Origin of the sequence: Paramesorhizobium leguminum (assembly GCF_003217235.1) — a bacterium.
Classification (GTDB): Bacteria; Pseudomonadota; Alphaproteobacteria; order Rhizobiales; family Rhizobiaceae; genus Paramesorhizobium; species Paramesorhizobium leguminum.
In genome coordinates this window covers 212,437-238,179 of record NZ_QJTF01000002.1, presented here as the reverse complement: position 1 = coordinate 238,179, position 25,743 = coordinate 212,437, and the positions used below count along the sequence as shown (strand labels likewise).

The following is a 25,743-nucleotide window of genomic DNA, read 5'->3' as shown; positions in this document are numbered from 1 at the left end:
TCAAACCTTCTGCACAAAACTATCCAGCACTCGCTTCTGCCCGGCGCGGTCGAAATCGATGGTCAGTTTGTTGCCGTCGATGGAGGCGACGTTGCCGTTGCCGAACTTGGTGTGGAACACCCGGTCGCCGGGCTTGAAGGCAGAGGGCGTGTCGGAGACGGATTTTGCCACCAGTTCGCCGTCGATCATGCGGCCCTTGACCGAGCCGCGCCCCGCGCCGAAGCCGGAATCGGCTTCGCCGTAGCCGATGCGCTCGACATTGGCGCCCGAACGCGAGCCCCAGTTCGAGCGTGTCGCCTCCGAGCGGTTCGCTTGGGCGCGCTGCCAGCCGGGGGTGGAATAGCTGTTCTGGAACGGATCGGCGGCGCGGTCGAAGCGGGACTGGCCGTAGCCGCCATAGGAATTTCCTGTCTCCGCCACCTCGACATGCGCTTCGGGCAGTTCTTCCAGGAAGCGCGAGGGGATGGTCGATTGCCACAGGCCATGGATGCGGCGGTTGGAGACGAACCAGATGTGCAGGTTTTTCTTGGCCCGCGTCAGGCCGACATAGGCGAGGCGGCGCTCTTCTTCGAGGCCGGAGCGGCCGCCTTCATCGAGCGAGCGCTGGTGCGGGAAGAGGCCTTCCTCCCAGCCGGGCAGGAACACGGTCTCGAATTCCAGCCCCTTGGCGGAGTGGAGCGTCATGATGTTGACGGCGTCGAGCTCCTCGTTCTGCTCGGCATCCATCACCAGCGCCACATGCTCAAGGAAGCTGCGGAGGCTTTCATATTCCTCCATGGAGCGAATGAGCTCCTTGAGGTTCTCCAGCCGGCCCGGCGCTTCCGCCGTGCGATCATTCTGCCACATGGCCGTATAGCCGCTCTCGTCGAGGATCATCTCGGCGAGTTCGGTGTGGGGCTTGGAATCGAGCAGTGAATGCCAGCGGTTGAAATTATCGACCACTTCCTTCAGCGCCGAGCGTGGCTTGGGCTTCAGCTCTTCCGTCTGCACCAGATCGGTGGCAGCGGCGAGCATCGGGATGTCACGGGCGCGGGCGTAATCATGCACCTGCCGGATCGCGGCCTCGCCTAGCCCGCGCTTCGGCGTGTTGACGATGCGCTCGAAGGCCAGATCGTCAGCGGGCTGCGCGACGACGCGGAAATAGGCCATGGCGTCGCGGATTTCGAGCCGCTCATAGAAGCGGGGACCGCCGACGACGCGGTAATTCAAGCCTAGCGTGACGAAACGGTCTTCGAACTCACGCATCTGGAAGGAGGCGCGGACCAGGATCGCCATGTTGTTTAGAAGATGGCCCTTGCGCTGGGCCTGCTCGATCGTTTCTCCGACCGCGCGGGCTTCCTCCTCGGAATCCCAGGCTGCGTGGACATTCACCTTGCCGTCGTCGGGGTTTGGCGCTTCGGTGAAAAGCGTCTTGCCAAGCCGGCCTTCATTATGCGCGATCAGATGCGAGGCGGCGCCTAGGATATGCGCGGTGGAGCGGTAGTTGCGCTCGAGGCGGACGACGGCGGCGCCGGGGAAATCCTTGTCGAAGCGGAGGATGTTGTCCACTTCGGCGCCGCGCCAGCCGTAGATGGACTGGTCATCGTCGCCTACGCAGCAGATGTTTACGCTACTTCCCTCCCCCTTGCGGGGAGGGTGGCCCGCAGGGCCGGGTGGGGGTGGGGCAGGATGTGGTGCGACGTCGCCACCCCCATCCGCCCGCTCCGCGGGCACCTTCCCCGCAAGGGGGAAGGAGGGGCGTTGAGCCAGCAGGCGCAGCCACATATATTGCGCGGTGTTGGTGTCCTGATACTCATCGACGAGGATGTATTTGAACCGGGCGTTATATTCCCTGAGGATATCGGGATTGGCGCGCAGGATGCGGATGGGGTGGCAGAGGAGATCGCCGAAATCGCAGGCGTTCAGCGTCTTCAGCCGGTCCTGATAGGCTTGGTAAAGCTGGCGTCCCTTGCCATTGGCAAACGAGCGGGCGTCGCCTTCCGGGATTTCCGAGGGGCCGAGGCCCTTGTTCTTCCAGCCGTCGATCATATTGGCGAAGGTGCGCGCCGGCCAGCGCTTGTCGTCGAGCCCTTCGGCCTGAATAAGCTGCTTGATCAGGCGGATGACGTCATCGGTGTCGAGGATGGTGAAATCGGACCTGAGGCCGGCGAGTTCCGCATGGCGGCGCAAAATCTTGACGCCGATGGAATGGAAGGTGCCGAGCCACGGCATGCCCTCGACCGCGCCGCCGACGAGAACGCCGATGCGCTCCTTCATCTCGCGCGCGGCCTTGTTGGTGAAGGTGACGGCGAGGATCTGGCTTGGATAGGCGAGGCCCAGCGACAGGATATGGGCGATGCGGGTCGTGAGAACGCGCGTCTTGCCGGTGCCTGCTCCCGCCAGCACCAGAAGCGGGCCTTCGGTCGTCTCGACGGCGAGGCGCTGCTCGGGATTGAGGCCTTGCAGATAGTTCGGACCGGTGGCGCCTCGCGCTTTCAATGCGCGCGCGGCGATGCCGCCGGGCGCAACGGAACCGCCCGTGGCGCGGGGTGCGGCAGGGTCCTCAAAGAAAGGCATGTCGTCGGGGAAGTCTGACATTTGGTCCTGATGTAGTGATTCGGGGCCGAAACACCAGTATTGGCTTGATCAAAACGTTGGGCAGGGTATCGTGAACCATGTGTTTTGCAGAGGAGAAATGCGATGGACAAGCCTGTCATCACCCAGGCCATGATCGATGCCTATGACGAATACACCCATTTGACCCTCGACCGCCGCGGCTTCATGGACAAGCTGGTGAAGCTTGCCGGTTCAGGCGCGGCAGCCGCCGTTATCGCGCCGATGCTGGCGGCGAATGCCGCGCAGGCCGGGATCGTCCCGGCGGACGACAAGCGTATAACCGCCTCCGACATCACCTATCCCGGCGCGGACGGGAGTGAGATGAAGGGCTATCTGGTGCGTCCGGCGGACAGCGCGGCAAAGCTTCCCGCCGTCATCGTCATCCATGAAAATCGCGGGCTCAACGAGCATATCCGCGACGTGGCGCGGCGGGTGGCGCTGGAGGGGTTCGTCGCGCTTGCGCCGGATTTCCTGTCGCCTTCGGGCGGAACGCCCACCGATGAGGACAAGGCGCGCGAGATGATCGGCGCGCTCGACTCAAAAGCCACCATCGCCAATGCTGTTGCGACGGTGGCCTATCTCAAGAAGAACGACCTGACGACCGGCAAGGTCGGCGCGGTCGGCTTCTGCTGGGGCGGCGGGCTGGTCAACGATCTCGCCGTTAATGCGCCGGATCTCGATGCCGGCGTCGCCTATTACGGACGCCAGCCAAAGGCTGACGAGGTGGCGAAGATCAAGGCGCCGCTGCTTCTGCAATATGCCGGGCTGGATGAGCGCATCAATGCAGGGATTCCGGCCTACAAGGCAGCGCTGGAAAAGGACGGCAAGACATTCGAAATCTATGTCTATGAAGGCGCGAACCACGCCTTCAACAACGACACGTCGGCGGCGCGTTATGACAAGAAGGCGGCTGACCTGGCGTGGGGGCGGACGACCGCGTTTTTCAAGAAATATCTGGGGTGAGGGGCGGACTCACCCCTCCAGTTCAGTCATCCGGCGGTCGGTGAAGTTCAGCCGGTGGGCGGCGAGGGCTTCCACCAGCGGGCGCAGTTCCGGCTCGCGTGCCAGAAGGCCGTCGAGTTCCGTCATCTGGTTCATGGCGATAAGGCGCAGGATATCGTCGCGCACCGTGCCGTCGGCGCGGCGCGGCAGGTGCGCCACCGGCTGGATGAGCTCGACTTGCAAACCTTTCAGGCGCGCGCGCAAAGACCGCTCGTCGGCCTCCGTTTCCACGAAGGCATAGATGCCGACGCCCTTGGCGGGCAGTGAATAGACCGTCAGCGCCACGTCCTTGACCCTGGCGTCGGTTTTCAGCGCGGCTGTTATCGCCGGGCCTTCGCGGTCGATGCGGTCGCCGGTGCCTTCGCCATCGGACCAACGGAACAGGCCGCGGGTGATGAAATTATAGACCTTCTTGCCGGTGGCCAGCCAGATGCGCGAGGGCAGCGAGCGGCGCGCGAGAATGCGCTTTTCCGTCGGCGTCATCAGATGCGCGGCGAAGGCCCGCTTCTGCTTGATCAGATGGCGGAAATCCTCGTATGCCATCAGGCGATAGAGCGGCCCGCGACGTTTGTGCACTGAGGCGAGCTGGAAATCGATCACCGCGGCTTCGCCATCCGGCGTCATCAGCCAATTCTGTGGCTTGGCCAGATCATTGTGGGTAACGCCGAGACGGCGCAGATCGCGCAGGATGCGATGGGCGCTGCGGTACCATTTCAGGTCCGTCGGACGTGCCAGATGCAGCGGCGCGCCTTCGGTCCATGTGCGGTAGAGGCCGTGCCGGTCGGTGCCGATAAGCTGGGGTACACCCTTCAGCCCGCGCACGGTCTTGAGACCGCGTATCTCGCGCTTCGCCAGCAGCCATGCGAGCGGACGCGACCAGCGCGGCGCGGCGCTGACCAGCCGGTGGATGATCCGTTTTTCCGGATCGCCGGCGAAATAGCCGGCACGGGTTTCCGAAAACACGTCGCGCTTGAAAACGGCGGTCGCGATGAACTCCGGCAATTCCGGATTGTCGGGCAGGCGACCCTTGTATGTTCCATTCTGCATATGGCGTCACTAGCCGTAACAGGCTTATCAATCAAGTCGGAAGGGAGTAGGGGAGTATGGCAATAAGGGAATATGTTATGAGCAAAACATACTCCCTTATTGCCATAGTCCCTTAAGGAGCTGCGCATGAGCCATCGCGAAGATATCGAGAAAATCCTTGTTCAGGAGCAGATGCTGGTCTTCGACGCCTTCGATGAGGCGGTGGCGTTTGATCTGGGAAACCGGATTCGCGATGTCGCCCTGCTTGAGGGGTTAGGGATAGCCATCGAGATCGGCCTGTGGGACCGGCGGTTGTTCTTCGCGACGACGCCGGGGGCGACGGCGGATAATCAGGAATGGATACGCCGCAAGTTCAACGTGGTGCGACGCTTTCATGCCAGCAGCTATCGGCTCGTGCTGGAGCAGGACCGCGATGATCGCCTGTTTCCTCCGCACCGCGCGGTTGATGTTGAGGACTACGCGCTTGCCGGCGGCGGCTTCCCGATCCGCGTGAAGGGAGCGGGAATCATCGGCGCGGTGATCGTTTCCGGCCTGCCGCAGCGGGAGGATCATAATCTGGTGGTTCGAGCGCTTGCCACGATGCTGGGCGCGGACGCCGTGGCGCTTGCTCTTCCAGAGATGTGACCGAGGCGGACACCGCCCAGCTAAAGACCCAGTTCCGAGAGACCCGGATGGTCCAGCGGACGAGGGCCGTCGGCCCAGTGGAATTTTCTGCCCGCATTAATTGCGGAATGCAAGCTCATCCCCATCCTGACCGAGCAGGAAGAAGAACCGTTGCCGATCCACATCGTTCAACCTGAGGGGGCGGAGGGCCGCTGCCAAGACAAGATCGTTCGTGGATATCGCAACGAAGCGGCTGAGGGGAACAGGATGGTCAATCCGGCGCTGTGACCGCGTCGTATTGAGCTGCTCCCTTGCTTTTTCCGGCGTGTAAACTGCAATTTGCCTTGTTGTCGCCGGATCGATGCCATTATGTTGCGCCTTGTCACGCGGATGTGATTGGAGAGCCAAGGTTTGGGGCGCATTTTCGTATTCTTCGGCGGTTTGCTGGTGCTGCTTTTGACGGCGGCGCTGGTCGTGCCGCCTTTTATCGACTGGACGGGATATCGGGCCGACTTCGAGCGTGAGGCGAGCCGGATTCTGGGCCGTCCGGTAACGGTGGCCGGCGCCGCCAATGCCCGGCTTCTGCCGTTTCCATCCGTCACCTTCTTCGATGTCCGCGTCGGCGACAAAGGTTCCCAGCCGGCGATGACAGTCGAGAAATTTTCGATGGATGCCGAGCTCATGCCTTTCCTGCGCGGGCAAATCCTGATTTTCGACATGCGGATGGAGAAGCCCCGTGCGCTGATCGCTATCGACAAGACCGGCAGAATCGACTGGGCGATCCACCCGGCGGCATCGCTTGAGACGGCGAAGGTCAAGCTGGAGAATCTGCGGATCACCGACGGCTCGATCATCGTGCGCGATGAGGCCGGCAATCGCGAGCATCGGATTTCCGGTATCAACGCAACGATGGAGGCGGCGAGCCTCGCCGGTCCCTGGCGCTTCGACGGACGGCTGGCGCTCGATGGCCAAAAGGCCGCGTTGGAAGTGACGACGGGCGAGGTAAAGCCCGGCGGCTTGCGGTTCAGCGCCCGCATCCGTCCGGATGCGATGCCGGCGGTTTTCGAGACTGATGGCACCATGGCGCTTGCCGAGGGAAAGCTTGGCTATACGGGCAAGTTCGCTATCAAATCCTCCGATATCGCGGCAGAAAAGCTTGCCTCTGGCAGTGGTAATGCCGCCAAGCAGGCGAGGGTCACGGAGCCGCAGGAACGGCCGTTCTTCGCCAATATGCGCATCACCGGCGATTTTTCTGCCGATTATTCGAAGCTCGACATGCCGCAATTCCGCATGGAGCAGGGGCCAGCCGATGACGCCTATGTGGTGGATGGCAAGGCGCTGTTCGATTATGGCAGCGATCCGCGCTTCATGATCAGCGCCAACGGCCAGCAGGTGCTATTGGATGGCGCCGGGCAAACGGGAACGGCCAGCGAGCCGGTGGCGGCGGTTCCGCTGGTCCAGCGCATCGCAGCCTTCCGCAGGCTGATGAACGGGGCGCCGATCCCGACCATTCCCGGCAGCATCGACCTGCGCCTTCCGGCAATCATCGCCGGCGATACCACCATTCGCGACGTGATCGTCGAGGCGGAGCCGGGCGGCGATGGCTGGAACGTCAAGACGCTCAAGGCGGATCTGCCCGGGCGCACGCAAATCGAGGCGAAGGGCAAGCTTCTCGTCGGTGAAAACTTCGGCTTCGATGGCGATTTGCTGATGGCCTCGCGCCAGCCATCCGGTTTCGCCGCATGGCTTACCAAGGATGTGGGCGAGGCGATCCGGCGGCTTCCCGGCGCGGGCTTTTCCGCCAAAGTGAGCCTGCATGAGGGCGAACAGCGCGCCGACAATCTGGAACTGGCGCTGGGCGGCGCTTCGCTCAAAGGCTCCTTCCTGCGAAGGTCGGAGACAAGTATTCTGCCTTCCATGCAGCTCGCGCTGGAAGGCGGCGCGCTGGATGGTGATGCGCTGGCGGCATTCGCGGCGCTTTTCGCCAGCGATAGCGGGAGCCCGCGCCTGGCCGACCAGGATATCGACGTAAAGCTGAAGGCAGGCCCGGTTTCCCAGGGCGGCTTCGAGGCGGCGTCTGTGGATACGGCATTCCGGCTGCGTCAGGGCCGCTTCGATATCGACCGGCTGATTGTTTCGGATCTTTCAGGCGCAACGCTGACGGCGACCGCGACGCTGGAGCCGTTCAAGCCGGATCCAAGCGGATCGGTTGACGCCACCATCCTCTCCGACGATCTCGCTCCGCTGATCAGGAAGCTTGCGGCGCGCTATCCCGCCGTGCCGCTCTTCACGGCGCTGGCGAAGCGGGCGGCGGCCTATCCCGGCCTCTTCTCCGACAGCGAGCTGACGCTGGTCAGCAATGCGGTTGGGCCGGTGGCGGACAAGGCAGCGACCGTCGAGAAAAAGAGCGGCAGCGAATTTTCGTTCAGCGCCCATGGAAAAATCGGGGGCATTACGACCAGCGTTTCCGGCATGGCGCGCGGCAATCCGTGGAGTGACATCCCGCTGGAGCTCGCGCTGACGGCGGACGCGAAGACGCAAGGGGGCGAGGCGCTGATGGCGCTTATCGGCCTTCCGGCGCTGCCGCTTGGCCTTGCCGGGGAGCTCGAAAGCAATCTCTCGCTGCAGGGAGTGCCATCGGAAGGGATGAAATCGCAGTTGACGCTGAAGGCGCCGGATGGTTCCGCAACGGTCGATGGCGTCTTTACATTGCGCCCGGGTGATCTGACCGGCAGTGGCAAGGCGGTGCTGAAAGCCGCCGATCTCCAGCCTTTCATGGCTGTGACGGGCTATTCATTGCCGGGGTTCGGCTCGGGATTGCCGGTCGATCTCGCCAGCGATTTCCAGTTCGCCAAGAACATCGTGCGCCTGCCTAATTTGAGCGGCATGGTGGATGGAGAGCCCGTGACGGCAAAGATCGAGGCGAGCCTCGCCGATAATGCCGAACCGCGGCTCAAGGGCGAGGTCAAGACCGGCAGGCTCGATCTTGGTAGCCTCGCCGCTTTCATGCTGGGGCCGCAGGCGTTTGAAGACAGGGGCGGCGGCCAAGACAATGCCTGGCCCGACGGCGCGTTCGCCAAAGCGCCGGCGTTTCCGCTGCTGGCCGATCTGGCGGTCACGGCGGATATGGCCGATGCCGGGCCGCTGGGGGAGGTCACCGGCTTCTCGGCGAAGATCGCGAAGGCTGATGACGCGCTCGTTCTCAATGATCTCGCGGGTACGCTTCGTGGCGGCAAAATAGGCGGCAATTTCAGCCTGCGCAATACGGGCGGCGATGCGCTGGCCTCGACCCAGTTCACGTGGGATGGGGATATTGCCGGCCTCTATTCGCTGCCGGATAATATCGCCCCGCTGAGCGGGAAAGCCAAGCTGACCGCCTCGCTCAACGGCACGGGCAAGACCGTTGGTGAGGTGATGGCATCGATGGCGGGTTCCGGCATTCTCGGCACTGACGGGCTCTCGATTGAAGGGCTTAACCCGGACGGGTTGCGGCCAATCCTCGATGCGGCCAGTAAGGCGGATCCGAACGCGCCTGCCGCAACGCTCGATGCGATGACCGCCGAACATCTGAAATCGGGAGCGTTCAGGTCCGGTTTGGCGGAATTGGCTTTCACGGTCGCGGGGGGCACCGCGCGCGTGCCATCGTTCCAGCTGGAAACGGAAAAATCAACGCTAACCTCCGATTTGCGGCTGGATTTGTCCAAAATGACCGTTGGCGCGCAGGGGAGCTTTTTGCTCAAGCCGGGCGCGGAGGCGCTCGCCGGCGCCGAACCGGCGGTGCGCTTTACTATCGACGGGCCTTATCGCGATCCTGCCGTCACCTTCGACCGCCAGCCGCTCACCCAGTTTCTGACGCAGCGCGCCCTGGAGCGCGAACAGGATCGGGTGGAGGCGATGCAGGCGGCGCTTGTCGAAAAGCAGCGGCTGCGCCGTGAGGTGGCACTGTTCGAACACCAGGCGGAGGAACGCCGCCGCGCGGAAGAGGCGCGTAAGGTTGCGGAGCAGGAGGAAGCGGCGCGGAAGGCGACAGAAGCGGCGGCGCGCCGGGCGCAGGAAACTGGAAGTATCCCGAAGGACCGTCCGGCCACCGGCGGAAGCGAGAAGCCTTTGAAGCTCACGCCGTAGAAAGGGGTACGCGACCGTCTGATAAGTCGTCGACGGGGTGGATATGGTTTTTCACTACCGGATATGCTTCTGCCAAGCGGAGAGGTTGAAGGTTTGGCTTGCCAACAGCAAAGCAACCGTCATCCCAGTGCTTGTCATTGGGATCCATTCCTCTACCTATCCATGGCAACAACGGTTCAAAAAGCTGAATTCAAGCCATCCATCAAAACATGAACCGCTCTATAGCGGTTCATGTTTTGATGGAATCGCCAAGCGCCCTCGCCCTTCGAGGCTTCGTTACCCCTTCGACAAGCTCAGGGTCCACTACGCACCTCAGGATGAGGGCTACTGCGGCGCTGCGACCCTTCACCCTCATGGTGAGGTGCGAGCGTAGCGAGCCTCGAACCACGGGGGTGAAGGGCGCACCGTTGTTTCCATGTGGATGTGAAATGCTCTAACTCCCGCCGGATTTCACCCATTCCAGCGCATAGAGCCGCAACGCTGAGGAGAGGTTCGCGCGCTTGTCGCGCCCGTCGTCGACTTCCGCGACGAGAGCACTCAGCGAAATGCTGCGCTCGCGGGCTATTGTCTCGATGATTTCAAAGAAGGCGTCTTCCAGAGAAAAGCTGGTGGCATGGCCGTGAAGGCTGATAGAGCGTTTACGCACAATGCCGGCAGGATGGGGGCCGACAGCACGGGGGCCGGCAGAACGGGGGCCGGCAGAACGGGAACTGCCGGAGCGCGGAGGGGGATCGTCGGACGCGCTCATGCGCCATCGTCGCCGGTTTCGGGAGAGGGAGGCGGATCGAGACGATTGCGTTCTAGAAATTCGCTTGTCTTCAGCGCTTTCTCGCGCTCGAATTTCTTCTCGACACCCGTCCGCCCATGCCGGATGCGATTTTCCACAGCAGCCTGCTCTTTTTCATCGCGCTTTTTACGCTTTTTGAATTGGCGCAAATTGACGATGTCGTTCATTGGATTGGAGCCCTGTTATAGCCGCATGATCTTATCCAAAAAGCCTGCAACTTTTCGGGATCGCGCTATTTCTTGCGGAAGGCATCGAGCGAGACGACATCAGCCGATTGCTTGGCTTCGTCGGTCTTGTCCTTGTCGCCGGCTTTGGCGGCGGATTTTTTCGGGGTTTTGGCGGCGGATTTCGCCTTCGGTTTCACCTTTTCCTCAGACTCGTCCAGCGCTTCGATACGGGTAACCGCGGCATCGGAATCATTGTCGCCTGCGGGTTCAAGCGCCGATACATCGAACTCCAGCTCGAAATTGACCGAGGGATCATAGAAGCCGCGGATGGCGGAGAAGGGTATTACCAAGCGTTCGGGAATGTCTCCGAAGGAGAGGCCGACTTCGAACAATTGCTCGGTCACCTGAAAATCCCAGAACTGATGCTGCAATACGATCGTCATCTGCTCGGGGTATTTCTCCTTCAGCCGCGACGAGATGCGGACACCGGGAGCTTCCGTCAGAAAGGTGATGAAGAAATGGTGATTGCCCGGAAGTCCGGCCTTGGCGACTTCCATCAGCACTTTGCGGATGACACCGCGCAGCGCTTCCTGAGCGAGAATATCGTAACGGATCAGATCCTGTACCATAAAGTGCTTATCCCACGGATTCGCGGTTTAATGTCAAGTTCGTTCTAAGGAGACGGATCACATCCGAAAAGCCGGGAGCTTTTCGGGGGCGCGCTCAAGAACGAAAGAGCCATAAACCGCATCGCCATTATGGCGCAATACCAAGCAGATGGGAATGCGTTCACGTGGCAAAGGTTTCAGGGAAGACTTGCTGTAGCAGGATAGCGGGAGAAAGCATGTCAACCAAACGCGCGCAGGAAGGTTCGCACACCATTGCGGGCAGCGTTCTCGATCTCTTTTTCCGTCGGCGTCTTGCCCATCAGCCCGCAGAACTGGAGGTCGGCATTGACGAGCGCCAGGAATTGGCGAACCGCCAAATCCGGATCGTCGATATCGAGCGCGCCGCTTTTCGCCAGCCGGGCAAGCTTGTCCGAGACGGTGGACCAAACCCTGGCGGGTCCAATCTCGCGCCAAGCGGCGAATAGCTCAGGATAGCGTTCTCCCTCAGCCTGGATCAGCTTGCGCAAAAATTCGCCATCCCGGTTGCAGGTGCAGTTCTTGCCCAGCCTGATAGCGAAGAGGGTGAGTTCCTGTTCCAGATTGTCCGGCTTTTCAGGGAAGGTGGTGAGAATGCCGGAAAGCGCGGCGTTCATACGCTCCATGATTTCGCCCACGACCGCGCCGAACAACATTTCCTTGTCACGATAATGATTGTAGATAGTCTGGCGCGAAACGCTTGCCTCGGCGGCAATGAGATCGATGCTCGCACCGGCGAAGCCATCGCGGCAGAAGGCGCGCGCCGCGGCATCGAGGATGGTATCACGCTTCATGCATTGGCCGCTGCCGGGCCGGGTGAAAGACAGACCCGTTTCGGCCGTGCCAAAATCGGAACAGGCGAATGCCCGGCTGGCTATGACAGCAGATTTGTCAGCATGTTTCATGGAGCGAACATAAGGCAGCTTGACGGTTTAGACAATACTGTCTAATTTGACACCACTGTCCAATTCGGACCAATGACTCCTTTTGCAACAAAAGGGGTGCTTAAGAATTCTCTCATTTCGGACGATCGGTCTGGCGGAACCCCGTATCCTCCCAAGACGCGCTGCCTGACCGGTCCTCTCTTTCGAAAGTTTCGATGATGACATCAAGATTTTTTCACACTGCGGTCATTCTTGGACTGGTATCGGCGATTGGACCCTTTGCGATCGACATGTATCTGCCGGCGTTGCCGACGATCGGCGCCGATCTTCAGGCGGAGACGAGCGCGGTGCAAATGAGCCTGCTCGCCTTCTTTATCTCGATGGGGTTGGCGCAGCTTTTCGTCGGACCACTATCGGATATGCTGGGCCGTAAAATGCCGCTTTATGCCGGCCTTGTGCTCTTCGCCATCGGCAGCATCGGGTCAGCGCTTGCGGGAGATATCGATACGCTCGTCGCCTTTCGCTTCCTGCAAGGCATCGGCGCCAGCGCGGGCATGGTCATTCCGCGCGCCGTGGTGCGCGATCTGCACACCGGCGTGGACGCGGCGCGACTGATGTCGATGCTGATGCTGGTCTTTAGCATATCGCCCATTCTCGCGCCCCTGACAGGAACGGCGATCATCAGCTTCTTCGGCTGGCGCGGCGTGTTCTGGGCGGTGCTGATTGCGGCGCTCATCGGCATGGTGCTGCTCGCCACATCGCTGAAGGAAACGCGGCCCAAATCGGCGCGGGTTGAAAGCAGCCTCGGCAGCGCGCTCGGCGCCTACCGGCTGTTGCTTAAGGACGGCAATTTTCTTGGCCTCACCTTCATTGGCGGCCTGGGCCTGTCGTCATTCTTCGTCTATCTCGCCAGTTCGTCCTTCGTGCTGATCGACCATTACGGCCTGACGCCGACGCAATACAGCATCGCGTTTTCGATCAATGCCGTGTCGTTTTTCAGCGTGTCGCAACTCTCCGGCTGGCTGGCGGACCGATATGGCCTGGTGCGGGTGGTGCGCATGGCAGTCACCGGTTATGCAGTGGCGATGGCGTTGATGGTGGCTGTGATGATGTCGGGCTTCCAGTCTCTCTACGTGATGGCGGCGTTCCTGTTCGTCGGCTACGGCTTCCTCGGCCTGGTGCTCCCGACGACATCGGTGCTGGCGCTTGAGGAGCATGGCCAGATCGCGGGGACGGCATCGGCTTTGATGGGAACGCTGCAATTCGTCGCCGGAGCAATCGCCATGGGCATCGCCGGTGCGTTCTTCGACGGCACGGCGATGCCGATGGTAGTCGCCATCGCCGCCTGCGCGGTCGCGGCGTTTGTTTTGACGCAAGTTTCGCTGGGCCGCCGCCGGGCGAAAATGACGGTGGAAGCGCCTGCGGAATAATAGAGAATATTTATAAAGGCGGGCGGCTGTATCGGCAGCCTGCCCTCATGAGCCTTTAGGCTCAAAGCAGCCCCGCCTTTTTGAGTACAAAGCGCACGCGCTCTTCGACGGTCACGCGCGGCACGGTGATTAATTCATAGCCGCACGCCATATAGGCTGCCGACACCGCCTCGAAGGTTCGTCGCGCCTCGTCCAAATCCTGCTTGCGTTCAGCATCTCGCTTGAAGATTTCCGGCCAGGGCGGAAGTACAAAGACCATGCGATTGTAGCGAAATCTCTCCGCCGCTTTTGCAGTGTGCTCTGGCACGGGCAGCCCCTCAAGTGCCAGACGCAATATCGGGCAAACCGCGGTCGAAGAAGACGATCCCATCTTCCTGCCGCGCGATCTCATATGAGCGCATTTCCCAAACCAGCATAGTCTCGGCAAAAAGCGCCGGGTTCGCCCAAGGAAGCGCGGGACCTGAGATTGCCATTTGCCGCTGAATTATGCCGCGACCCGCTTCGGCAGACGAAGCATAGCCCGACTCGCGCAGAACTTCAATCAAGGTGTTTTTGCCAGAACCGGGGCCTCCGGTGAGCACGAAGAAACGGTCGGTATCCTTTGACATTAGAATCCTCACGCGAATACAACCATGAAGACGGCAAGTATGCGGTGATGAAGTAATGAGGGGGAATTTCTGGCTTTAGGCCGTGAATTATTCGCCCGGATGCAAGCGATTGTGGCGGCGATCGTTCCAGTCATTGAGAAGCGCGATACCCCAACCCGCCGCCGCAATGAGGAAAGGCAGGATAAACCAGAAGAAAAAAGATGCCGAATTCACGGGGGACTATTCGCCGGGGCGAAGGTGATCGCCACTGCCGCGTTTTGCAATAACCAGCGTGACCAGACCTATTGCCAGAAGAATCGCTGGTACGCCGAAAACAGCAAAGACTTGAAGCATTGTCATTCCTTCAGTCTCCCGAGAATGGCTCTTGCCACCATATGTAACATAATTCCCACCGAAATCCAAACGAACGGCAATGCGACGATAAGCCAGGCGGGAAACAAAGCAGCCGCTGTCGGCAATCCATAGGTAGTGGCGACCAGAGGCGATAAGCTCCCGGCAATTATGGTACCGGCGGCAACAGTATTTAGCCAATTGGCCGTCAGTTTCCAGCGCTCATTGTGAATCATTGCCATTGCGCCCCCGCGATAAATCCATCGCCGCGATTTCTTCCATGAAAATCGCGTCATGGGAACAGCAATTTAGGGGTGCCGAGGAAGTGGAGGTTTCTGTTGCCAGGTACCTCCGAACCCCGCCTCAAGGTGCTAACCAGAAGGACTTAGATCGGAATTCTGGAACCGCCATTAGGCAGCTACAGCATATCCCTTAGCGTTGTTGTCGTTTGCAACTACACTTTTGACCCGATAACGGTGGTATCATGCCGAGCAAAAGAGCGATCTTTACACCCTTGTCGATCCTATTTCGCCCCCGCCACAAGGCAGCATGGATATGCAAGCTGCATTGTGGTGGAGGCGCCGGGTACCGCCCCCGGGTCCAATAGGTTTATTACATCGTCCGTTTATCACCATAGCCGGTCGAAACCGGCAGGTCGTATATAAGCGCTTTTGCTGAAAAATGGAAGAGGGTAGCGGGTGCGAAATGACATGCGGATTTGCAGGCGCTTTTACGATCTATTAATCGATTTTTCATGAGCTTATACGTGATATACGGTGTAAATACTATGTTAATGGATGGATATGCCGCCGGGAAATGCCGCTGTTCTTCCAGCGTAGCGGGCATTGACAGGCAGTTTTCGCTGGTCGATGTTTCGGCGGGGGCTATCGCAGATTCCATTCAATCCGGCTGGCTTTACGCAGCCGTTGGCCGGGTTGGCCAGAGCCGAAGGAGAATTCTCATGAGTGAATATATCGAAGACGTCCGCCGTTACGATGCTGGTGCTGATCCGGCAGTCGTGGACAAGATCGTAAAGCATCTGGGCATCGCCTTGCGCAACAAGGATTCCTCGCTGGTCGCTGCTTCCGATGCGGACGAGGTTGAGCGCGTGCGTAAAAGCTGGGTCGAGAAGAAGCTTGGCATCACCGATGCCGACAAAGGCAAGGAAGTCATCAAGAGTGTCGGCGAATTGATGAAGGGTGATCGCAACAAGCAGCGCGTCACCTTCTATTATCTGACTGCCAAGGCGCTCGGAAAACTCGCTACCCTCTGATTTTGGATGTTTGAGCAAAACTCCGGTGCATGCGCCGGAGTTTTGCTATTTTTGCGGGCCGTTCTTCCATATAAAGCGCGGGTTGGAGACGAAATCATGCCGCGGCATCCGGAATATCAATATCTCGACCTGCTGAGCCATATCCTCGAAAAGGGCGACAGGCGCATCGACCGCACGGGGGTGGGCACACTCTCCACCTTCGGCGCGATGCTGCGCTTCGATCTTTCGGACGGCACCGTGCCGATCCTGACCTCAAAGCGGGTCTATTGGAAGCTGGCGGTCAAGGAGATGCTCTGGTTTCTGACCGGCGAGACGAATATCCAGGCGCTACTCAGGGAAAACGTGCGCATCTGGACCGACTGGCCGCTCGACAAATACCGCAAGGCGACTGGCGAGACTATTTCTCAAGCCGAATTCGAGAAGCGCATTCTGGAAGACGATGATTTCGCGCTGGAATGGGGCGATCTCGGGCCGGTCTATGGCAAGCAGTGGCGCCGGTGGCTGGGCGCGGACGGCAAGGAATACGACCAGATCGCCAGTGTTATCGAGACGTTGAAGACCAACCCGTCGAGCCGGCGGATGCTCTTCCATGGCTGGAATGTGCCGGAACTGCCCGAAATGGCATTGCCGCCCTGCCATATGGTCTATCAATTCCACGTCACCGGCGGAAACCGGCTCAATCTGCTGATCTACCAGCGCAGCTGCGACATGGAACTCGGCGCGCCGTTCAATTTCGTCGGCGGCGCGGCATTGCTGATGATGGTGGCGCAGCAGACCGATCTTGAGCCGGGCGAGCTGATCTGGATGGGCGGCGACGTGCATCTTTATCTCAATCATCTGGAGCAGGCGCGCGAACAGGTGTCGCGGGAGCCAAGGCAGTTTCCCAAGATGCGGCTCTTACGCAAGCCGGCGAGTATCGATGATTACCGGATCGATGATTTCGAAGTGATGGGGTATGAGCCCCACGCGGCGATCAAGGCGGATGTGGCGGTGTAGTAAGCATTTTTAATTGGTATATGAAACATTTTAGTACTGAAGGACAGTGCGCGCTCTGGGTAAAGTTGATATTGCAAGTCACCGTTTTTGTTATTACAATTCTGTAATTACGGAGGGGGCTATGCATGAACGAACGCGAATTTATCTGGAGTGAAAGCAAGAACCGTTCCAATCAACAAAAGCATAAGATCAGTTTCGAGCTAGCGCGGCGTGCATTTGCCGATCCGTTTGCAACCATCGAGCAAGATCGTATCGATGATGGCGAATATCGTTGGCAGACCATAGGTCTTGTGGATGGTCATATGCTGCTCATCGTAGCCCACATGATATGGGATGAGGAGGATGGCACGGAAATTATTCGTATCATTTCGGCCCGCCATGCCGACCCGAAAGAAAGGAAACGCTATGAGCGACGACGTTCGTACTAAATTCGACTTGAACAATCCTCCGCCACTCTCCGAAAAGGAGAAAGCGGAGCTCAAGGCACTGGCCGAAATGCCGGATAGCGAAATTGATTTCAGTGACATTCCGCCGCTCACCGAAAAGTTTTGGGAAAATGCTATACGCAACCCGTTTCTCAAGCCGACCAAGACCTCTACGACAGTCCGGATTGACTCCGATGTGCTGGCTTGGCTCAAGTCGCAAGGCAAAGGCTATCAAACGCGGATGAATGGAATCCTGCGCCGTGAAATGCTGGCGAGCATCAAGCGGGCGTCGCGTTGAGCGCGGTTTCCCCCACCATCTCCATCATCGTCGCCGTCGCGCAAAACGGGGTCATCGGGCGCGACAATGGGCTGCCGTGGCGGCTTTCGACGGATATGAAGCGGTTCAAGGCGATTACCATGGGCAAGCCGGTTATCATGGGCCGCAAGACCTGGGAATCAATCGGGAAGCCGTTGCCGGGGCGGGCCAATATCGTTGTTACCCGCGATGCGGATTTCGCGGTGGATGGCATCGATGTTGCCTGTTCGGTGGAAGATGCGCTGGTGATTGCTCGCAGGCGCGCGGACGAGGCGGGGGCGAACGAGATTTGCGTGATCGGCGGCGGCGAGATTTATCGCCAGACCCTGCCGCTGGCGGACCGGCTGCACGTGACCGAGGTCAAGGGCGAGGTGGAAGGCGACACGCATTTTCCGCCGATCGATCCGGCGCTGTGGCGCATGGCTTCGATGGAAGAAGTGCCGACCGGCGAGAAGGACAGCCACGCCACGCGTTATATTATTTATGAGCGCGCCGACCTGTAGGACCAGTCGCGGCTGCGTCATAACAGCTGATTTATCGGAAAGATCACTGAAAACTCTCCACAAATTGCCGAAAACTTGTCGCTTGCGTTGAAAGCGGCCTTTACCATCCCTATAAACGGGAAACATCAATTGATGCCGGGAGGCCGCACGCTCCCTCTTGCGTGCGAAACGAGAGGTAAGAATGCCCTGGAGCAATCAGAATGGCGGCGGCGGCCCGTGGGGCGGCGGCGGCAACAATAATGGCGGCCCGTGGGGCGGCGGCGGAAAAGGCCCGCGCAATCCTGGCACGCCACCTGATCTGGAAGATATCTTGCGCAAAGGGCAGGATCGGCTGAAACAGGTTTTCCCCGGCGGCGGCGGTCGTAACAATTACGCCATCTATGCGCTGATTGCAGCGCTGCTTCTGGGCTTCTGGCTTTTCAAATGCGTCTATACGGTGCAGCCGGATGAGCTTGCCGTTGAATCGCGCTTCGGTATACCCAAGGAAGAAATCGCGGGTCCGGGCCTTCATTTCCACTTCTGGCCGATCGAGACCTATGAAAAGGCGTCGATCGCCGAAAAGCAGATCAATATCGGCGGACAGGGCACGCGCGGCGCCACGCAGGGGCTGATGCTGACCGGCGACCAGAACATCGTCAACGTCCAGTTCTCGGTGCTTTATCAGGTCACATCGCCACGCGATTATCTGTTCAACGTGGAAAATCCCGACAGCATGGTGCAGCAGGTTTCTGAAAGCGCCATCCGCGAGGTCGTAGGCCGGCGTCCGGCGCAGGACGTGTTCCGTGATAATCGCGCCCAGATTGCCAATGAGGTGCGCGCCATCGTGCAGGGCGCGCTCGACGAATACAAGACGGGCATTCAGATCAACGCCGTTTCGATCGAGGACGCCGCGCCGCCGCCGGAAGTAGCGGATGCGTTCGACGAGGTGCAACGCGCCGAACAGGATGAGGACCGCTTCGTCGAGGAATCCAACCAGTATTCGAACCAGAAGCTGGGCGCGGCGCGCGGTCAGGCCGCGCAAATTCGCGAGGAGGCAGCGGCCTACAAGAACCAGATCGTGCAGGAAGCCGAAGGCGAGGCGCAGCGCTTCACCTCCGTCTACGATCAATATGCCAAGGCGCCGGATGTGACGCGCAAGCGTCTGTTCCTGGAGGCGATGGAAAAGGTGCTTAAAGGCTCGAACAAGGTGATCATCGATCAGGGAACGGGTGTGATGCCTTACCTGCCGCTCAACGAACTGACGAAGCAGCGGCCCGCGCCAAGCGGCCCAAGCGTCTTCCAGAATAACACAAGCGGCGGCAGTACCTCCGGGACCAGCAGCGCGACGGGAGCCAGCCAGTGATGAACCAGAATCGTCTACCCTTCATCGTAGGGCTCATCGCGATTGTCGCTTTCCTGCTTTATTCCTCAATATTCATCGTCTCGGAGCGCCAGCAGGCCATCGTTCAGCGCTTCGGCAAGATCGTGAATGTGGAGAGCAAGCCGGGCCTTTATTTCAAGCTGCCGTTTGCCTTCTTCGACGCGGACGTGGTCAAGATCATCGACGACCGCCTGCTGCGCTTCGATCTGGACGATATTCGCGTCCAGGTTTCGGGCGGCAAGTTTTATGATGTCGATGCCTTCCTCGTTTATCGCATCACCGACGCGCGGAAGTTCATGCAGACGGTTTCGGGCGAGACGACCTTGGCCGAGCAGCGGCTGCGTACGCGTCTCGATGCGGCGCTTCGCGGGGTCTACGGCCAGCGCGGCTTTGAAGCGGCGCTGTCGGATGGGCGAGGCGACATGATGCGCGAGGTGCGCGATCAGCTGCGGCCAGACGCCACCTCGCTGGGCCTCACCATCGAGGACGTGCGTATTCGCCGCACGGATCTGACCGCGGAAGTTTCGCAACAGACCTATGACCGGATGAAGGCGGAGCGGCTTTCGGAAGCCGAGCGCCTGCGCGCCCGTGGCCGTGAGGCGGCACAGCGCATCCGCGCCGTGGCTGACCGCAAGGTCGTGGAAATCCTGGCGGAAGCGCGCAAGGAATCGGAAATCCTGCGTGGGCAGGGCGAGGCGGAGCGAAGCAGCATCTTCGCCAATGTCTCGCGCAAGGACCCGGACTTCTTCGCGTTCTACCGTTCGATGGCGGCCTATCAGCAGGCGCTGGAGAATTCCGGCACGACGATGGTGCTCTCGCCGAACTCGGAATTCTTCCGCTACTTCCAGAACGCGGAAGGGACGACGCCAGCCAAGCCGGCAAGCCCGGCACCGGCGCGATGACCGGAATGTTCGTTCATGAGTGACTTTCTTGCCGCCGTAGGCCTGCTCTTCGTCTTCGAGGGGCTGATCTATGGCGGCTTTCCTTCTCTGGCAAAGCGCTTTGCCAAGGATGTGGCTGAGATGCCGGAGACCGTGCTGCGGATTGCCGGTATTCTCGCGATTGCGGCGGGCGTCGCCATCGTCTGGCTGGTGCGCGGATAATTGAGGTCCTGCCGTCATTCTCGTGACAAGCGCGGGAATGACGGCAGGAGAAGCTTTTCAAGGCCGCAAACAAACCGTATTTTCTGAGGTAAGCTGAGAATCAGGCGATTGCTTCAATCGCTTCCTGCCATCGGTGCGGTTCCACGCCCGGCGTCATCGATTATTCATATTAGCGGAGTTGCGCTCATGGCCTTCGGGAATCGATCCGGTTATCTTCGCGCTGGCGTTGCCGCGCTTGCCATTGGAGCAATGCCGGTTTCCGCGATTGCGCAAGTATCCGCACAGCCAGCTCCGACCCCGGCTCCTGCGGTGGCAGGCCCTAAGTCGGTGGCGGATCTGGCGGGGAAGCTGATCGATTCGGTAGTGAACGTCTCCACCGCGCAGAATGTGAAGACACCCGGAGCTGATCAGCAGGCGCCTGTGCCGCAACTGCCGGAAGATTCGCCGTTCCAGGAATTCTTCAATGATTTCTTCGGCCCGAAGGGCAAGGGCGGCGAGGAATCGCGCCGGGTGCAGTCGCTCGGTTCCGGCTTCGTCATCGATGCGGAGAAGGGGATCGTCGTCACCAACAACCACGTCATCGCGGATGCCGATGAGGTCGAGGTCGTTTTCAACGACGGGACGAAGCTGAAGGCGGAAGTTCTCGGCAAGGACACCAAGACCGATCTGGCCGTGCTGAAGATCGATCCGAAGAAACATAAGCTCACAGCGGTGAAGTTCGGCAATTCATCGAAGGCGCGCATCGGCGACTGGGTCATGGCCATCGGCAATCCCTTCGGCCTCGGCGGTACGGTGACGCTCGGCATTATTTCGGCGATCAACCGCAACATCAATTCCGGCCCCTATGACAGCTTCATCCAGACTGATGCAGCAATCAACCGGGGCAATTCCGGCGGCCCGTTGTTCAACATGGAAGGCGAGGTTGTTGGCGTGAACACCGCGATCATCTCGCCATCCGGCGGCTCGATCGGCATCGGCTTTGCCATTCCATCCGAAATGGCGGTGCCGGTTATCGACCAGTTGAAGGAATTCGGCGAGACGCGCCGCGGTTGGCTTGGCGTGCGGATCCAGCCCGTCACGGACGAGCTTGCGGAAAGTCTTGGCCTCGCCTCCACCAAGGGGGCGCTGGTGTCCGGCCTGGTGGAAGGCAGCAATGTCGACAACAAGGAAATCAAGCCGGGCGACGTGATCATCAAGTTCGACGGCAAGCCGGTCGATAGCGCGCGCGACCTGCCGCGCGTCGTGGCTGAAAGCCCTGTCGGCAAGGAGGTCGAGGTCGTCGTCATCCGCAAGGGCAAGGAAGAGATCGTCAAGGTGAAGCTTGGCCGCCTTGAGGAGTTTGAAAAGACGGAATCGAAGGATGGCAGCAAGGACAAGGGCGCCGACAAGAAGAAGGACGAGGCGGAAAAGCCCGCTGCCACGGCTGTGCTGGGCATGAAGCTGGCCGCGCTGGACGACGCGACGCGCGCGAAATTCGAGATCGCGCCCGATGTGCAGGGCGTGGTGGTAACCGAGGTTGCGCCGGGTTCGGCGGCAGCCGAAAAGCGCATCGCCCCCGGCGAAGTGATTGTCGACATCGGCCAGGAAACCGTTACCTCGCCGGAGGACGTGCAGAAGCGCGTCGACAAGCTGCGCCAGGATGGCCGCAAGAACGCGCTGCTTATGCTGGCGTCGAAGACTGGGGAATTGCGGTTTGTTACGGTGCGGGTGGAATGAGGGTAAATCGCCTAGAGCAATTTAATGGAAGCAACTGTGTGCCCTTCACCCCCGTGGTTCGAGGCTCGCTACGCTCGCACCTCACCATGAGGGTGAAGGGTTGCAGCGCCGCAGTAGCCCTCATCCTGAGGTGCATAGTGGAGCGAAGCGGAACGAAGCCTCGAAGGGCGAGGGCGCTTGGCGATGCCATCAAAACAAGAACCGCTCTAGCTATACCGTTTGTACCCAATCCTCTCGCCTAAGACTATAAACCACATGTCGCTTCAGATGCGGCGTCGCGTCGCCAATCTTCGGATGATCGAAATCGCGGGCCGGATCGCGTTTCATGCCGAGGCGTTCCATGACTGCGGTGGAGCGGTGGTTGTTGAAGACGGCGAAGGAGACGATTTCGTTTAAGCCTCGCTCGTCGAAGCCCAACGCAAGCAGGCGGCGTCCGGCTTCCGTCACGTAGCCCTTGCCCCAATGGCGCCTTGCCAGCCGCCAGCCGATTTCGACGGTGCCTTTGGTGAAATACGGTTCGAGGTCGGTGAGGGCTAGGCCTGCGAAGCCGATGCAAGCGCCGGTCGTCCGCTCTTCCAGTGCATAGAAACCGTATCCAGTCGTGTCGATATCGCGCTTGAGCCTGTCGAACAGTTCATCCGATTGCGCCCGGTCGCGAGTGAAGCCTAAGAACTCCATCACCTTTGGGTCGGAATTGATTTCGTGAAAGAGTTAGCGGTCGCATTTCTGCCAGTTGCGGATTATGAGCCGCTCGGTTTCCGCTATGATCATGTGACAAAATCCGTCTTGCGATACCCTTGCATATAGAGCAGCGCGGAGAGGTCGCTATGGTCGATGCGGACCTTGGCCTCAGCGGCGACGACCGGCTTGGCATGGAGCGCGACGCCGGTTCCGGCGAGTTGCAACATGCCGAGGTCGTTAGCGCCGTCGCCAACCGCAATTGCATCGTCGGTCGTTATGCCGAGCCTTGTGCAGATATCGAGCAGCTTTTCCACCTTGGCCTCGCGTCCGAGGATGGGTTCAGCCACTTCGCCGGTCAGTCGCTCGCCATCGTCGAGCAGCAGATTGGCGCGGTCTTCGTTGAAGCCGATCATCCGGGCGATGCGGCGGGTGAAGACCGTGAAGCCGCCGGAGACAAGCGCGGTGTAGGCGCCGTGCTTTTTCATCGTGCGCACCAGTTCGACGCCGCCCGGCGTCAGCGTGATGCGGCTGGCGATCACCTTGTCGATGACGGAAAGCGGCAGGTCCCTCAGGAGCGCCACGCGCTCGCGCAGCGCGGGCTCGAAGGCGATTTCGCCGTTCATGGCGCGGGCGGTGATGACTGAGACGGCATCGCGCAGGCCTGCTTCCTCGGCCAGTTCATCGATGCATTCCTGGCCGATCATGGTGGAATCCATGTCGGCGATCAGCACTTTCTTGCGCCGCCCGTCCTGTTCCTGCACGACGATATCGACCGGCTCGCCGTCGATAGCCTCGCGCAGAAGAGTTGCGGTCTCAAGGATATCGGCGCCGTCCTTCAAGGCCAGATCACAGGCGACGCCGTCGGCCAGCCAATAAAGTCCGGTTGCATTCACCGCCGCGGAGGCTTTAATCCCCAGCGACGAGGTTAGAACAGGACGAGCCGGATTGGCGATGAGCGTGGCGACCAGTGACATGAGGCAATTCCCGGCATGGTGGATGATGTGACAATCAAGAACGCAATCCTGATAGCCGGACCGACGGCAAGCGGCAAGTCGGCGCTGGCGTTGCGTCTGGCCAAGGAGCGGGACGGGTTCATCGTCAACACCGATTCCATGCAGGTTTACGGCGTTCTCGACCAGCTGACGGCGCGGCCGCAGGCCGGTGACCTGGCTATGGCTCCGCATTATCTTTACGGCCATGTGCCGCCATCGCAACTCTATTCGACCGGGCGCTGGCTGGCGGACGTGGAAGCGGTGCTGGAGCGGCCGGAACTGCGGGGCCGCGCGCCGGTTTTCGTCGGCGGCACGGGGCTTTATTTTCGCGCGCTCACCGGCGGCCTGTCCGACATGCCTGAAGTGCCGGACATCGTACGCGAGCACTGGCGGGCGCGGCTGGCGGCGGAAGGCGCACCGGCACTGCATCGGGTGCTTGGCCGCATGGATACCATTGCCGCCGGCATCCTCCGACCAACCGATGGACAGAGAATTGTCCGGGCGCTGGAGGTGATCGAGACCTCCGGCCGGTCGATCTATGACTGGCAGAAAGAAAAGGGCAGGGCGCTGGTGGATGCTGATGCCGCGCGGAAAATTGTCATTTTGCCGGATCGGGCATGGCTTGCGGCACGCATTTCGCAACGCTTCGACATGATGATGCAGGGCGGCGCGGTGGATGAGGTCAAGGCATTGCTCGCGCTCGAGCTTTCTACGCAGCTACCGGCTATGAAGGCCATCGGTGTGCGCGAGATCGGCGCGGCGCTGGCAGGGGAGATTACATTCGATGAGGCGGCGGAGCTGGCGAAGATCGCGACGCGGCAATATGCCAAGCGGCAGATGACCTGGTTCCGCAATCAGCTCGATTCCAACTGGCGGATTTTACGCAACGTAAACCAGGCCGACGCTTTTTCCTGACAGCACGCCAAACAAGTATTATTCGGTGGCGCAATTAACGGGCTGGAAACGCCCGTAGGTTGTATATGGCGTCAGCGGGGGCTGCGTGCACATGCGATTTTACAAGTCGGAAACATCATTCTTTATTTTGATCGTCTTTCTGGGCGGCGTGGGTATCATGCTTTACCGCGTTCAGACGGCGCTGGGCATGTTGACGCCGCTCTCGATGGGCCCTGACATCGCCATGCTGGTCGATTATGTCGCCCAGGCCAATGGGTTTGCGCTGCTCTTTCTGGCTGCGGCGCTGTTGTCAGGGATTTTTCTTATCTATCCGCTCATCCGCATCCAGGCGCAGGACCATGGCAAGCTGCAGCAGATGACGCAGATACTCTCCGCCCGGTCCGAGACGCTGGCGCAGGCGGCGCTGACCGACGGTCTGACCGGAATGCAGAACAGGCGCTATTTCGACGAGGCGCTCAAGGAATATCTCGTGCAGTTCGGGCGTATCGACAAACCGGTGGGGCTGATGATCCTGGATCTGGATCATTTCAAATCGGTCAACGATACCTATGGGCATGATATGGGCGACGCGGTGCTGCGGGAAGTTGCACATTGCTTGAAGGATTACACACGCTATCATGACGTGGTGGCGCGGCTTGGCGGCGAGGAGTTCGCCATCGTCGTCTCCAACATGGAGAAGGAATATCTGGCAAAGCTTGCCGAGCGCATCCGCAAGGCGGTTTCGGAAATCGCGCTCACGGTGGACGATGTGCCGATAAAGGTGACAACGAGCATTGGCGTTGCGGAATGGGACCGGCAGGAAAGCTGGCAGGATTTTTATCGCCGCGCGGACCAGCTGCTTTATCAAGCCAAGAATATGGGCCGCAACCGGGTCTGTACCTGAGATCGGAACCTTTGTTCCGATAAAGAGTTTATCGCTATAGAGAGGCCGGCTCTCAAGCCGGCCTCCGTAGTTGTTAGCTTAGTGATTTAGCGTTTTGATCCGCCGCTGCTTCTGCCCATAGACCCATGGGTGGAAGCGCCGGCGATCGAACCACCGCTTACCGTGACTCCCTCGCCAATGGAGGAATTACCCCCCGTTACGCCGGAACCGATATGCGGATGCGTCCGGTTGGGGCCCTCGATCGCCGGGCGGCCGTTGCCGTCTACCGGCGGGTTGCCGATATGCGGATGCGTCCGGTTGGGGCCCTCGATCGCCGGGCGGCCGTTGCCGTCTACCGGCGGGGTGCCGATATGCGGAT

The 25,743-nt window shown here is 60.2% G+C and carries 26 protein-coding genes, 1 other RNA gene and 1 pseudogene; 16 read left to right on the top strand and 12 right to left on the bottom strand.

What is annotated here, in order from left to right; genetic code table 11:
- Positions 1-2,556, bottom strand: coding sequence for an ATP-dependent helicase (locus C7477_RS02700; RefSeq protein WP_425373498.1), 2,556 nt, complete (start codon positions 2,554-2,556; stop codon positions 1-3).
- A gap of 123 nt (positions 2,557-2,679) precedes the next feature.
- Between C7477_RS02700 and C7477_RS02695 the strand changes: the two genes are divergently transcribed.
- Positions 2,680-3,558 carry a dienelactone hydrolase family protein gene (locus C7477_RS02695; RefSeq protein ID WP_110748685.1) on the top strand — a complete coding sequence of 293 codons (879 nt, stop codon included), beginning with the start codon at positions 2,680-2,682 and terminating at the stop codon, positions 3,556-3,558.
- Positions 3,559-3,567: 9 nt separating this feature from the next.
- Here C7477_RS02695 and C7477_RS02690 read toward each other — a convergent pair whose 3' ends face one another.
- Entirely contained in the window at positions 3,568-4,644 is a 1,077-nt protein-coding gene (locus C7477_RS02690) for a serine/threonine protein kinase (RefSeq protein WP_110748683.1), read from the bottom strand.
- Between the two features lie 126 nt (positions 4,645-4,770).
- Here C7477_RS02690 and C7477_RS02685 point away from each other — a divergent pair, with 126 nt between their 5' ends.
- Both C7477_RS02685 and C7477_RS02675 read left to right on the top strand, forming a co-directional pair.
- Positions 4,771-5,268, top strand: coding sequence for a heme-degrading domain-containing protein (locus C7477_RS02685; protein WP_110748681.1), 498 nt, complete (start codon positions 4,771-4,773; stop codon positions 5,266-5,268).
- Positions 5,269-5,658: 390 nt separating this feature from the next.
- Positions 5,659-9,372 carry an AsmA family protein gene (locus tag C7477_RS02675; RefSeq protein ID WP_181418317.1) on the top strand — a complete coding sequence of 1,238 codons (3,714 nt, stop codon included), beginning with the start codon at positions 5,659-5,661 and terminating at the stop codon, positions 9,370-9,372.
- Positions 9,373-9,805: 433 nt separating this feature from the next.
- Here C7477_RS02675 and C7477_RS02670 read toward each other — a convergent pair whose 3' ends face one another.
- From C7477_RS02670 to C7477_RS02655, 4 genes are all read right to left on the bottom strand, one after another.
- Positions 9,806-10,021 carry a ribbon-helix-helix domain-containing protein gene (locus C7477_RS02670; protein WP_110748847.1) on the bottom strand — a complete coding sequence of 72 codons (216 nt, stop codon included), beginning with the start codon at positions 10,019-10,021 and terminating at the stop codon, positions 9,806-9,808.
- A 95-nt stretch (positions 10,022-10,116) separates the two neighbouring features.
- The gene (locus C7477_RS02665; protein ID WP_110748677.1) at positions 10,117-10,326 is read right to left on the bottom strand and encodes a DUF4169 family protein; all 210 of its coding nucleotides are present in this window, start codon (positions 10,324-10,326) and stop codon (positions 10,117-10,119) included.
- A gap of 65 nt (positions 10,327-10,391) precedes the next feature.
- The gene (locus tag C7477_RS02660; protein WP_110748675.1) at positions 10,392-10,955 is read right to left on the bottom strand and encodes an SspB family protein; all 564 of its coding nucleotides are present in this window, start codon (positions 10,953-10,955) and stop codon (positions 10,392-10,394) included.
- A gap of 218 nt (positions 10,956-11,173) precedes the next feature.
- Positions 11,174-11,764, bottom strand: a complete 591-nt coding sequence (locus C7477_RS02655) for a TetR/AcrR family transcriptional regulator (RefSeq protein WP_245411698.1) — start codon at positions 11,762-11,764, stop codon at positions 11,174-11,176.
- 308 nt (positions 11,765-12,072) lie between these two features.
- Between C7477_RS02655 and C7477_RS02650 the strand changes: the two genes are divergently transcribed.
- Entirely contained in the window at positions 12,073-13,284 is a 1,212-nt protein-coding gene (locus tag C7477_RS02650) for a multidrug effflux MFS transporter (protein ID WP_110748845.1), read from the top strand.
- A 61-nt stretch (positions 13,285-13,345) separates the two neighbouring features.
- On the opposite strand, the gene C7477_RS19415 is transcribed toward C7477_RS02650, so the two are convergent.
- A complete protein-coding gene (locus C7477_RS19415) occupies positions 13,346-13,675 on the bottom strand; it encodes an AAA family ATPase (protein WP_342633258.1) in 330 nt (109 codons plus the stop codon).
- On the bottom strand, positions 13,602-13,892 hold the full coding sequence (locus C7477_RS19410) for an AAA family ATPase (protein ID WP_342633257.1): 291 nt from the start codon (positions 13,890-13,892) through the stop codon (positions 13,602-13,604). Before C7477_RS19410 ends, C7477_RS19415 begins: the two co-directional genes overlap by 74 nt.
- A 111-nt stretch (positions 13,893-14,003) precedes the next feature.
- Here C7477_RS19410 and C7477_RS18695 point away from each other — a divergent pair, with 111 nt between their 5' ends.
- The gene (locus C7477_RS18695; protein ID WP_146226052.1) at positions 14,004-14,357 is read left to right on the top strand and encodes a hypothetical protein; all 354 of its coding nucleotides are present in this window, start codon (positions 14,004-14,006) and stop codon (positions 14,355-14,357) included.
- Between the two features lie 189 nt (positions 14,358-14,546).
- Here the strand turns inward: C7477_RS18695 and ssrA are convergent.
- Positions 14,547-14,913, bottom strand: a transfer-messenger RNA (tmRNA) gene (ssrA, locus tag C7477_RS02635).
- 270 nt (positions 14,914-15,183) lie between these two features.
- Here ssrA and C7477_RS02630 point away from each other — a divergent pair.
- From C7477_RS02630 to C7477_RS02590, 9 genes are all read left to right on the top strand, one after another.
- Positions 15,184-15,495: a DUF2853 family protein gene (locus tag C7477_RS02630; RefSeq protein ID WP_110748669.1), complete on the top strand. Its 312-nt coding sequence runs from the start codon at positions 15,184-15,186 to the stop codon at positions 15,493-15,495.
- Positions 15,496-15,591: 96 nt separating this feature from the next.
- A complete protein-coding gene (locus C7477_RS02625; protein ID WP_181418316.1) occupies positions 15,592-16,491 on the top strand; it encodes a thymidylate synthase in 900 nt (299 codons plus the stop codon).
- A 125-nt stretch (positions 16,492-16,616) separates the two neighbouring features.
- A complete protein-coding gene (locus C7477_RS02620) occupies positions 16,617-16,919 on the top strand; it encodes a BrnT family toxin (protein ID WP_110748667.1) in 303 nt (100 codons plus the stop codon).
- Positions 16,897-17,214, top strand: a complete 318-nt coding sequence (locus C7477_RS02615) for a BrnA antitoxin family protein (protein ID WP_110748665.1) — start codon at positions 16,897-16,899, stop codon at positions 17,212-17,214. The genes C7477_RS02620 and C7477_RS02615 overlap by 23 nt, the downstream gene beginning before the upstream one ends.
- Positions 17,211-17,735: a dihydrofolate reductase gene (locus tag C7477_RS02610; protein ID WP_110748663.1), complete on the top strand. Its 525-nt coding sequence runs from the start codon at positions 17,211-17,213 to the stop codon at positions 17,733-17,735. Before C7477_RS02615 ends, C7477_RS02610 begins: the two co-directional genes overlap by 4 nt.
- A 181-nt stretch (positions 17,736-17,916) precedes the next feature.
- Positions 17,917-19,077 carry an FtsH protease activity modulator HflK gene (gene hflK / locus C7477_RS02605; protein WP_110748660.1) on the top strand — a complete coding sequence of 387 codons (1,161 nt, stop codon included), beginning with the start codon at positions 17,917-17,919 and terminating at the stop codon, positions 19,075-19,077.
- A complete protein-coding gene (gene hflC / locus C7477_RS02600) occupies positions 19,077-19,997 on the top strand; it encodes a protease modulator HflC (protein ID WP_110748658.1) in 921 nt (306 codons plus the stop codon). Before hflK ends, hflC begins: the two co-directional genes overlap by 1 nt.
- 15 nt (positions 19,998-20,012) lie before the next feature.
- Positions 20,013-20,198, top strand: a complete 186-nt coding sequence (locus tag C7477_RS02595; protein WP_110748655.1) for a DUF2065 domain-containing protein — start codon at positions 20,013-20,015, stop codon at positions 20,196-20,198.
- Positions 20,199-20,384: 186 nt separating this feature from the next.
- A complete protein-coding gene (locus tag C7477_RS02590) occupies positions 20,385-21,914 on the top strand; it encodes a DegQ family serine endoprotease (protein ID WP_110748653.1) in 1,530 nt (509 codons plus the stop codon).
- Positions 21,915-22,124: 210 nt separating this feature from the next.
- Here C7477_RS02590 and C7477_RS02585 read toward each other — a convergent pair.
- Both C7477_RS02585 and serB read right to left on the bottom strand, forming a co-directional pair.
- A pseudogene (locus C7477_RS02585) lies at positions 22,125-22,685 on the bottom strand (GNAT family N-acetyltransferase).
- Complete coding sequence (gene serB, locus C7477_RS02580) at positions 22,682-23,569, bottom strand: phosphoserine phosphatase SerB (protein ID WP_110748650.1); 888 nt, start codon at positions 23,567-23,569, stop codon at positions 22,682-22,684. The pseudogene C7477_RS02585 and the gene serB overlap by 4 nt, the downstream one beginning before the upstream one ends.
- 15 nt (positions 23,570-23,584) lie before the next feature.
- Here serB and miaA point away from each other — a divergent pair, with 15 nt between their 5' ends.
- On the top strand, positions 23,585-24,502 hold the full coding sequence (gene miaA, locus C7477_RS02575) for a tRNA (adenosine(37)-N6)-dimethylallyltransferase MiaA (RefSeq protein WP_425373495.1): 918 nt from the start codon (positions 23,585-23,587) through the stop codon (positions 24,500-24,502).
- A 91-nt stretch (positions 24,503-24,593) separates the two neighbouring features.
- Entirely contained in the window at positions 24,594-25,385 is a 792-nt protein-coding gene (locus C7477_RS02570; protein WP_110748647.1) for a GGDEF domain-containing protein, read from the top strand.
- 86 nt (positions 25,386-25,471) lie between these two features.
- Here C7477_RS02570 and C7477_RS18865 read toward each other — a convergent pair.
- The coding region (locus tag C7477_RS18865) for a hypothetical protein (protein ID WP_210206127.1) at positions 25,472-25,743 on the bottom strand (272 nt) is incomplete at its 5' end.

What these genes read in the sequence shown, in the direction of transcription:
- C7477_RS02665 (WP_110748677.1), bottom strand. Translation starts at nt 10,326, where the DNA reads ATGAACGACATCGTCAATTTGCGCCAATTCAAAAAGCGTAAAAAGCGC.
- C7477_RS02615 (WP_110748665.1), top strand. Translation starts at nt 16,897, where the DNA reads ATGAGCGACGACGTTCGTACTAAATTCGACTTGAACAATCCTCCGCCA.
- C7477_RS02650 (WP_110748845.1), top strand. Translation starts at nt 12,073, where the DNA reads ATGACATCAAGATTTTTTCACACTGCGGTCATTCTTGGACTGGTATCG.
- serB (WP_110748650.1), bottom strand. Translation starts at nt 23,569, where the DNA reads ATGTCACTGGTCGCCACGCTCATCGCCAATCCGGCTCGTCCTGTTCTA.
- C7477_RS02570 (WP_110748647.1), top strand. Translation starts at nt 24,594, where the DNA reads ATGCGATTTTACAAGTCGGAAACATCATTCTTTATTTTGATCGTCTTT.
- C7477_RS02625 (WP_181418316.1), top strand. Translation starts at nt 15,592, where the DNA reads ATGCCGCGGCATCCGGAATATCAATATCTCGACCTGCTGAGCCATATC.
- C7477_RS02700 (WP_425373498.1), bottom strand. Translation starts at nt 2,556, where the DNA reads ATGCCTTTCTTTGAGGACCCTGCCGCACCCCGCGCCACGGGCGGTTCC.
- C7477_RS02655 (WP_245411698.1), bottom strand. Translation starts at nt 11,764, where the DNA reads ATGAAGCGTGATACCATCCTCGATGCCGCGGCGCGCGCCTTCTGCCGC.
- hflC (WP_110748658.1), top strand. Translation starts at nt 19,077, where the DNA reads ATGAACCAGAATCGTCTACCCTTCATCGTAGGGCTCATCGCGATTGTC.
- C7477_RS02685 (WP_110748681.1), top strand. Translation starts at nt 4,771, where the DNA reads ATGAGCCATCGCGAAGATATCGAGAAAATCCTTGTTCAGGAGCAGATG.
- C7477_RS02690 (WP_110748683.1), bottom strand. Translation starts at nt 4,644, where the DNA reads ATGCAGAATGGAACATACAAGGGTCGCCTGCCCGACAATCCGGAATTG.
- C7477_RS02590 (WP_110748653.1), top strand. Translation starts at nt 20,385, where the DNA reads ATGGCCTTCGGGAATCGATCCGGTTATCTTCGCGCTGGCGTTGCCGCG.
- C7477_RS02630 (WP_110748669.1), top strand. Translation starts at nt 15,184, where the DNA reads ATGAGTGAATATATCGAAGACGTCCGCCGTTACGATGCTGGTGCTGAT.
- C7477_RS02660 (WP_110748675.1), bottom strand. Translation starts at nt 10,955, where the DNA reads ATGGTACAGGATCTGATCCGTTACGATATTCTCGCTCAGGAAGCGCTG.
- C7477_RS02595 (WP_110748655.1), top strand. Translation starts at nt 20,013, where the DNA reads ATGAGTGACTTTCTTGCCGCCGTAGGCCTGCTCTTCGTCTTCGAGGGG.
- C7477_RS19415 (WP_342633258.1), bottom strand. Translation starts at nt 13,675, where the DNA reads ATGAGATCGCGCGGCAGGAAGATGGGATCGTCTTCTTCGACCGCGGTT.
- C7477_RS19410 (WP_342633257.1), bottom strand. Translation starts at nt 13,892, where the DNA reads ATGTCAAAGGATACCGACCGTTTCTTCGTGCTCACCGGAGGCCCCGGT.
- hflK (WP_110748660.1), top strand. Translation starts at nt 17,917, where the DNA reads ATGCCCTGGAGCAATCAGAATGGCGGCGGCGGCCCGTGGGGCGGCGGC.
- C7477_RS02620 (WP_110748667.1), top strand. Translation starts at nt 16,617, where the DNA reads ATGAACGAACGCGAATTTATCTGGAGTGAAAGCAAGAACCGTTCCAAT.
- C7477_RS02695 (WP_110748685.1), top strand. Translation starts at nt 2,680, where the DNA reads ATGGACAAGCCTGTCATCACCCAGGCCATGATCGATGCCTATGACGAA.
- miaA (WP_425373495.1), top strand. Translation starts at nt 23,585, where the DNA reads ATGGTGGATGATGTGACAATCAAGAACGCAATCCTGATAGCCGGACCG.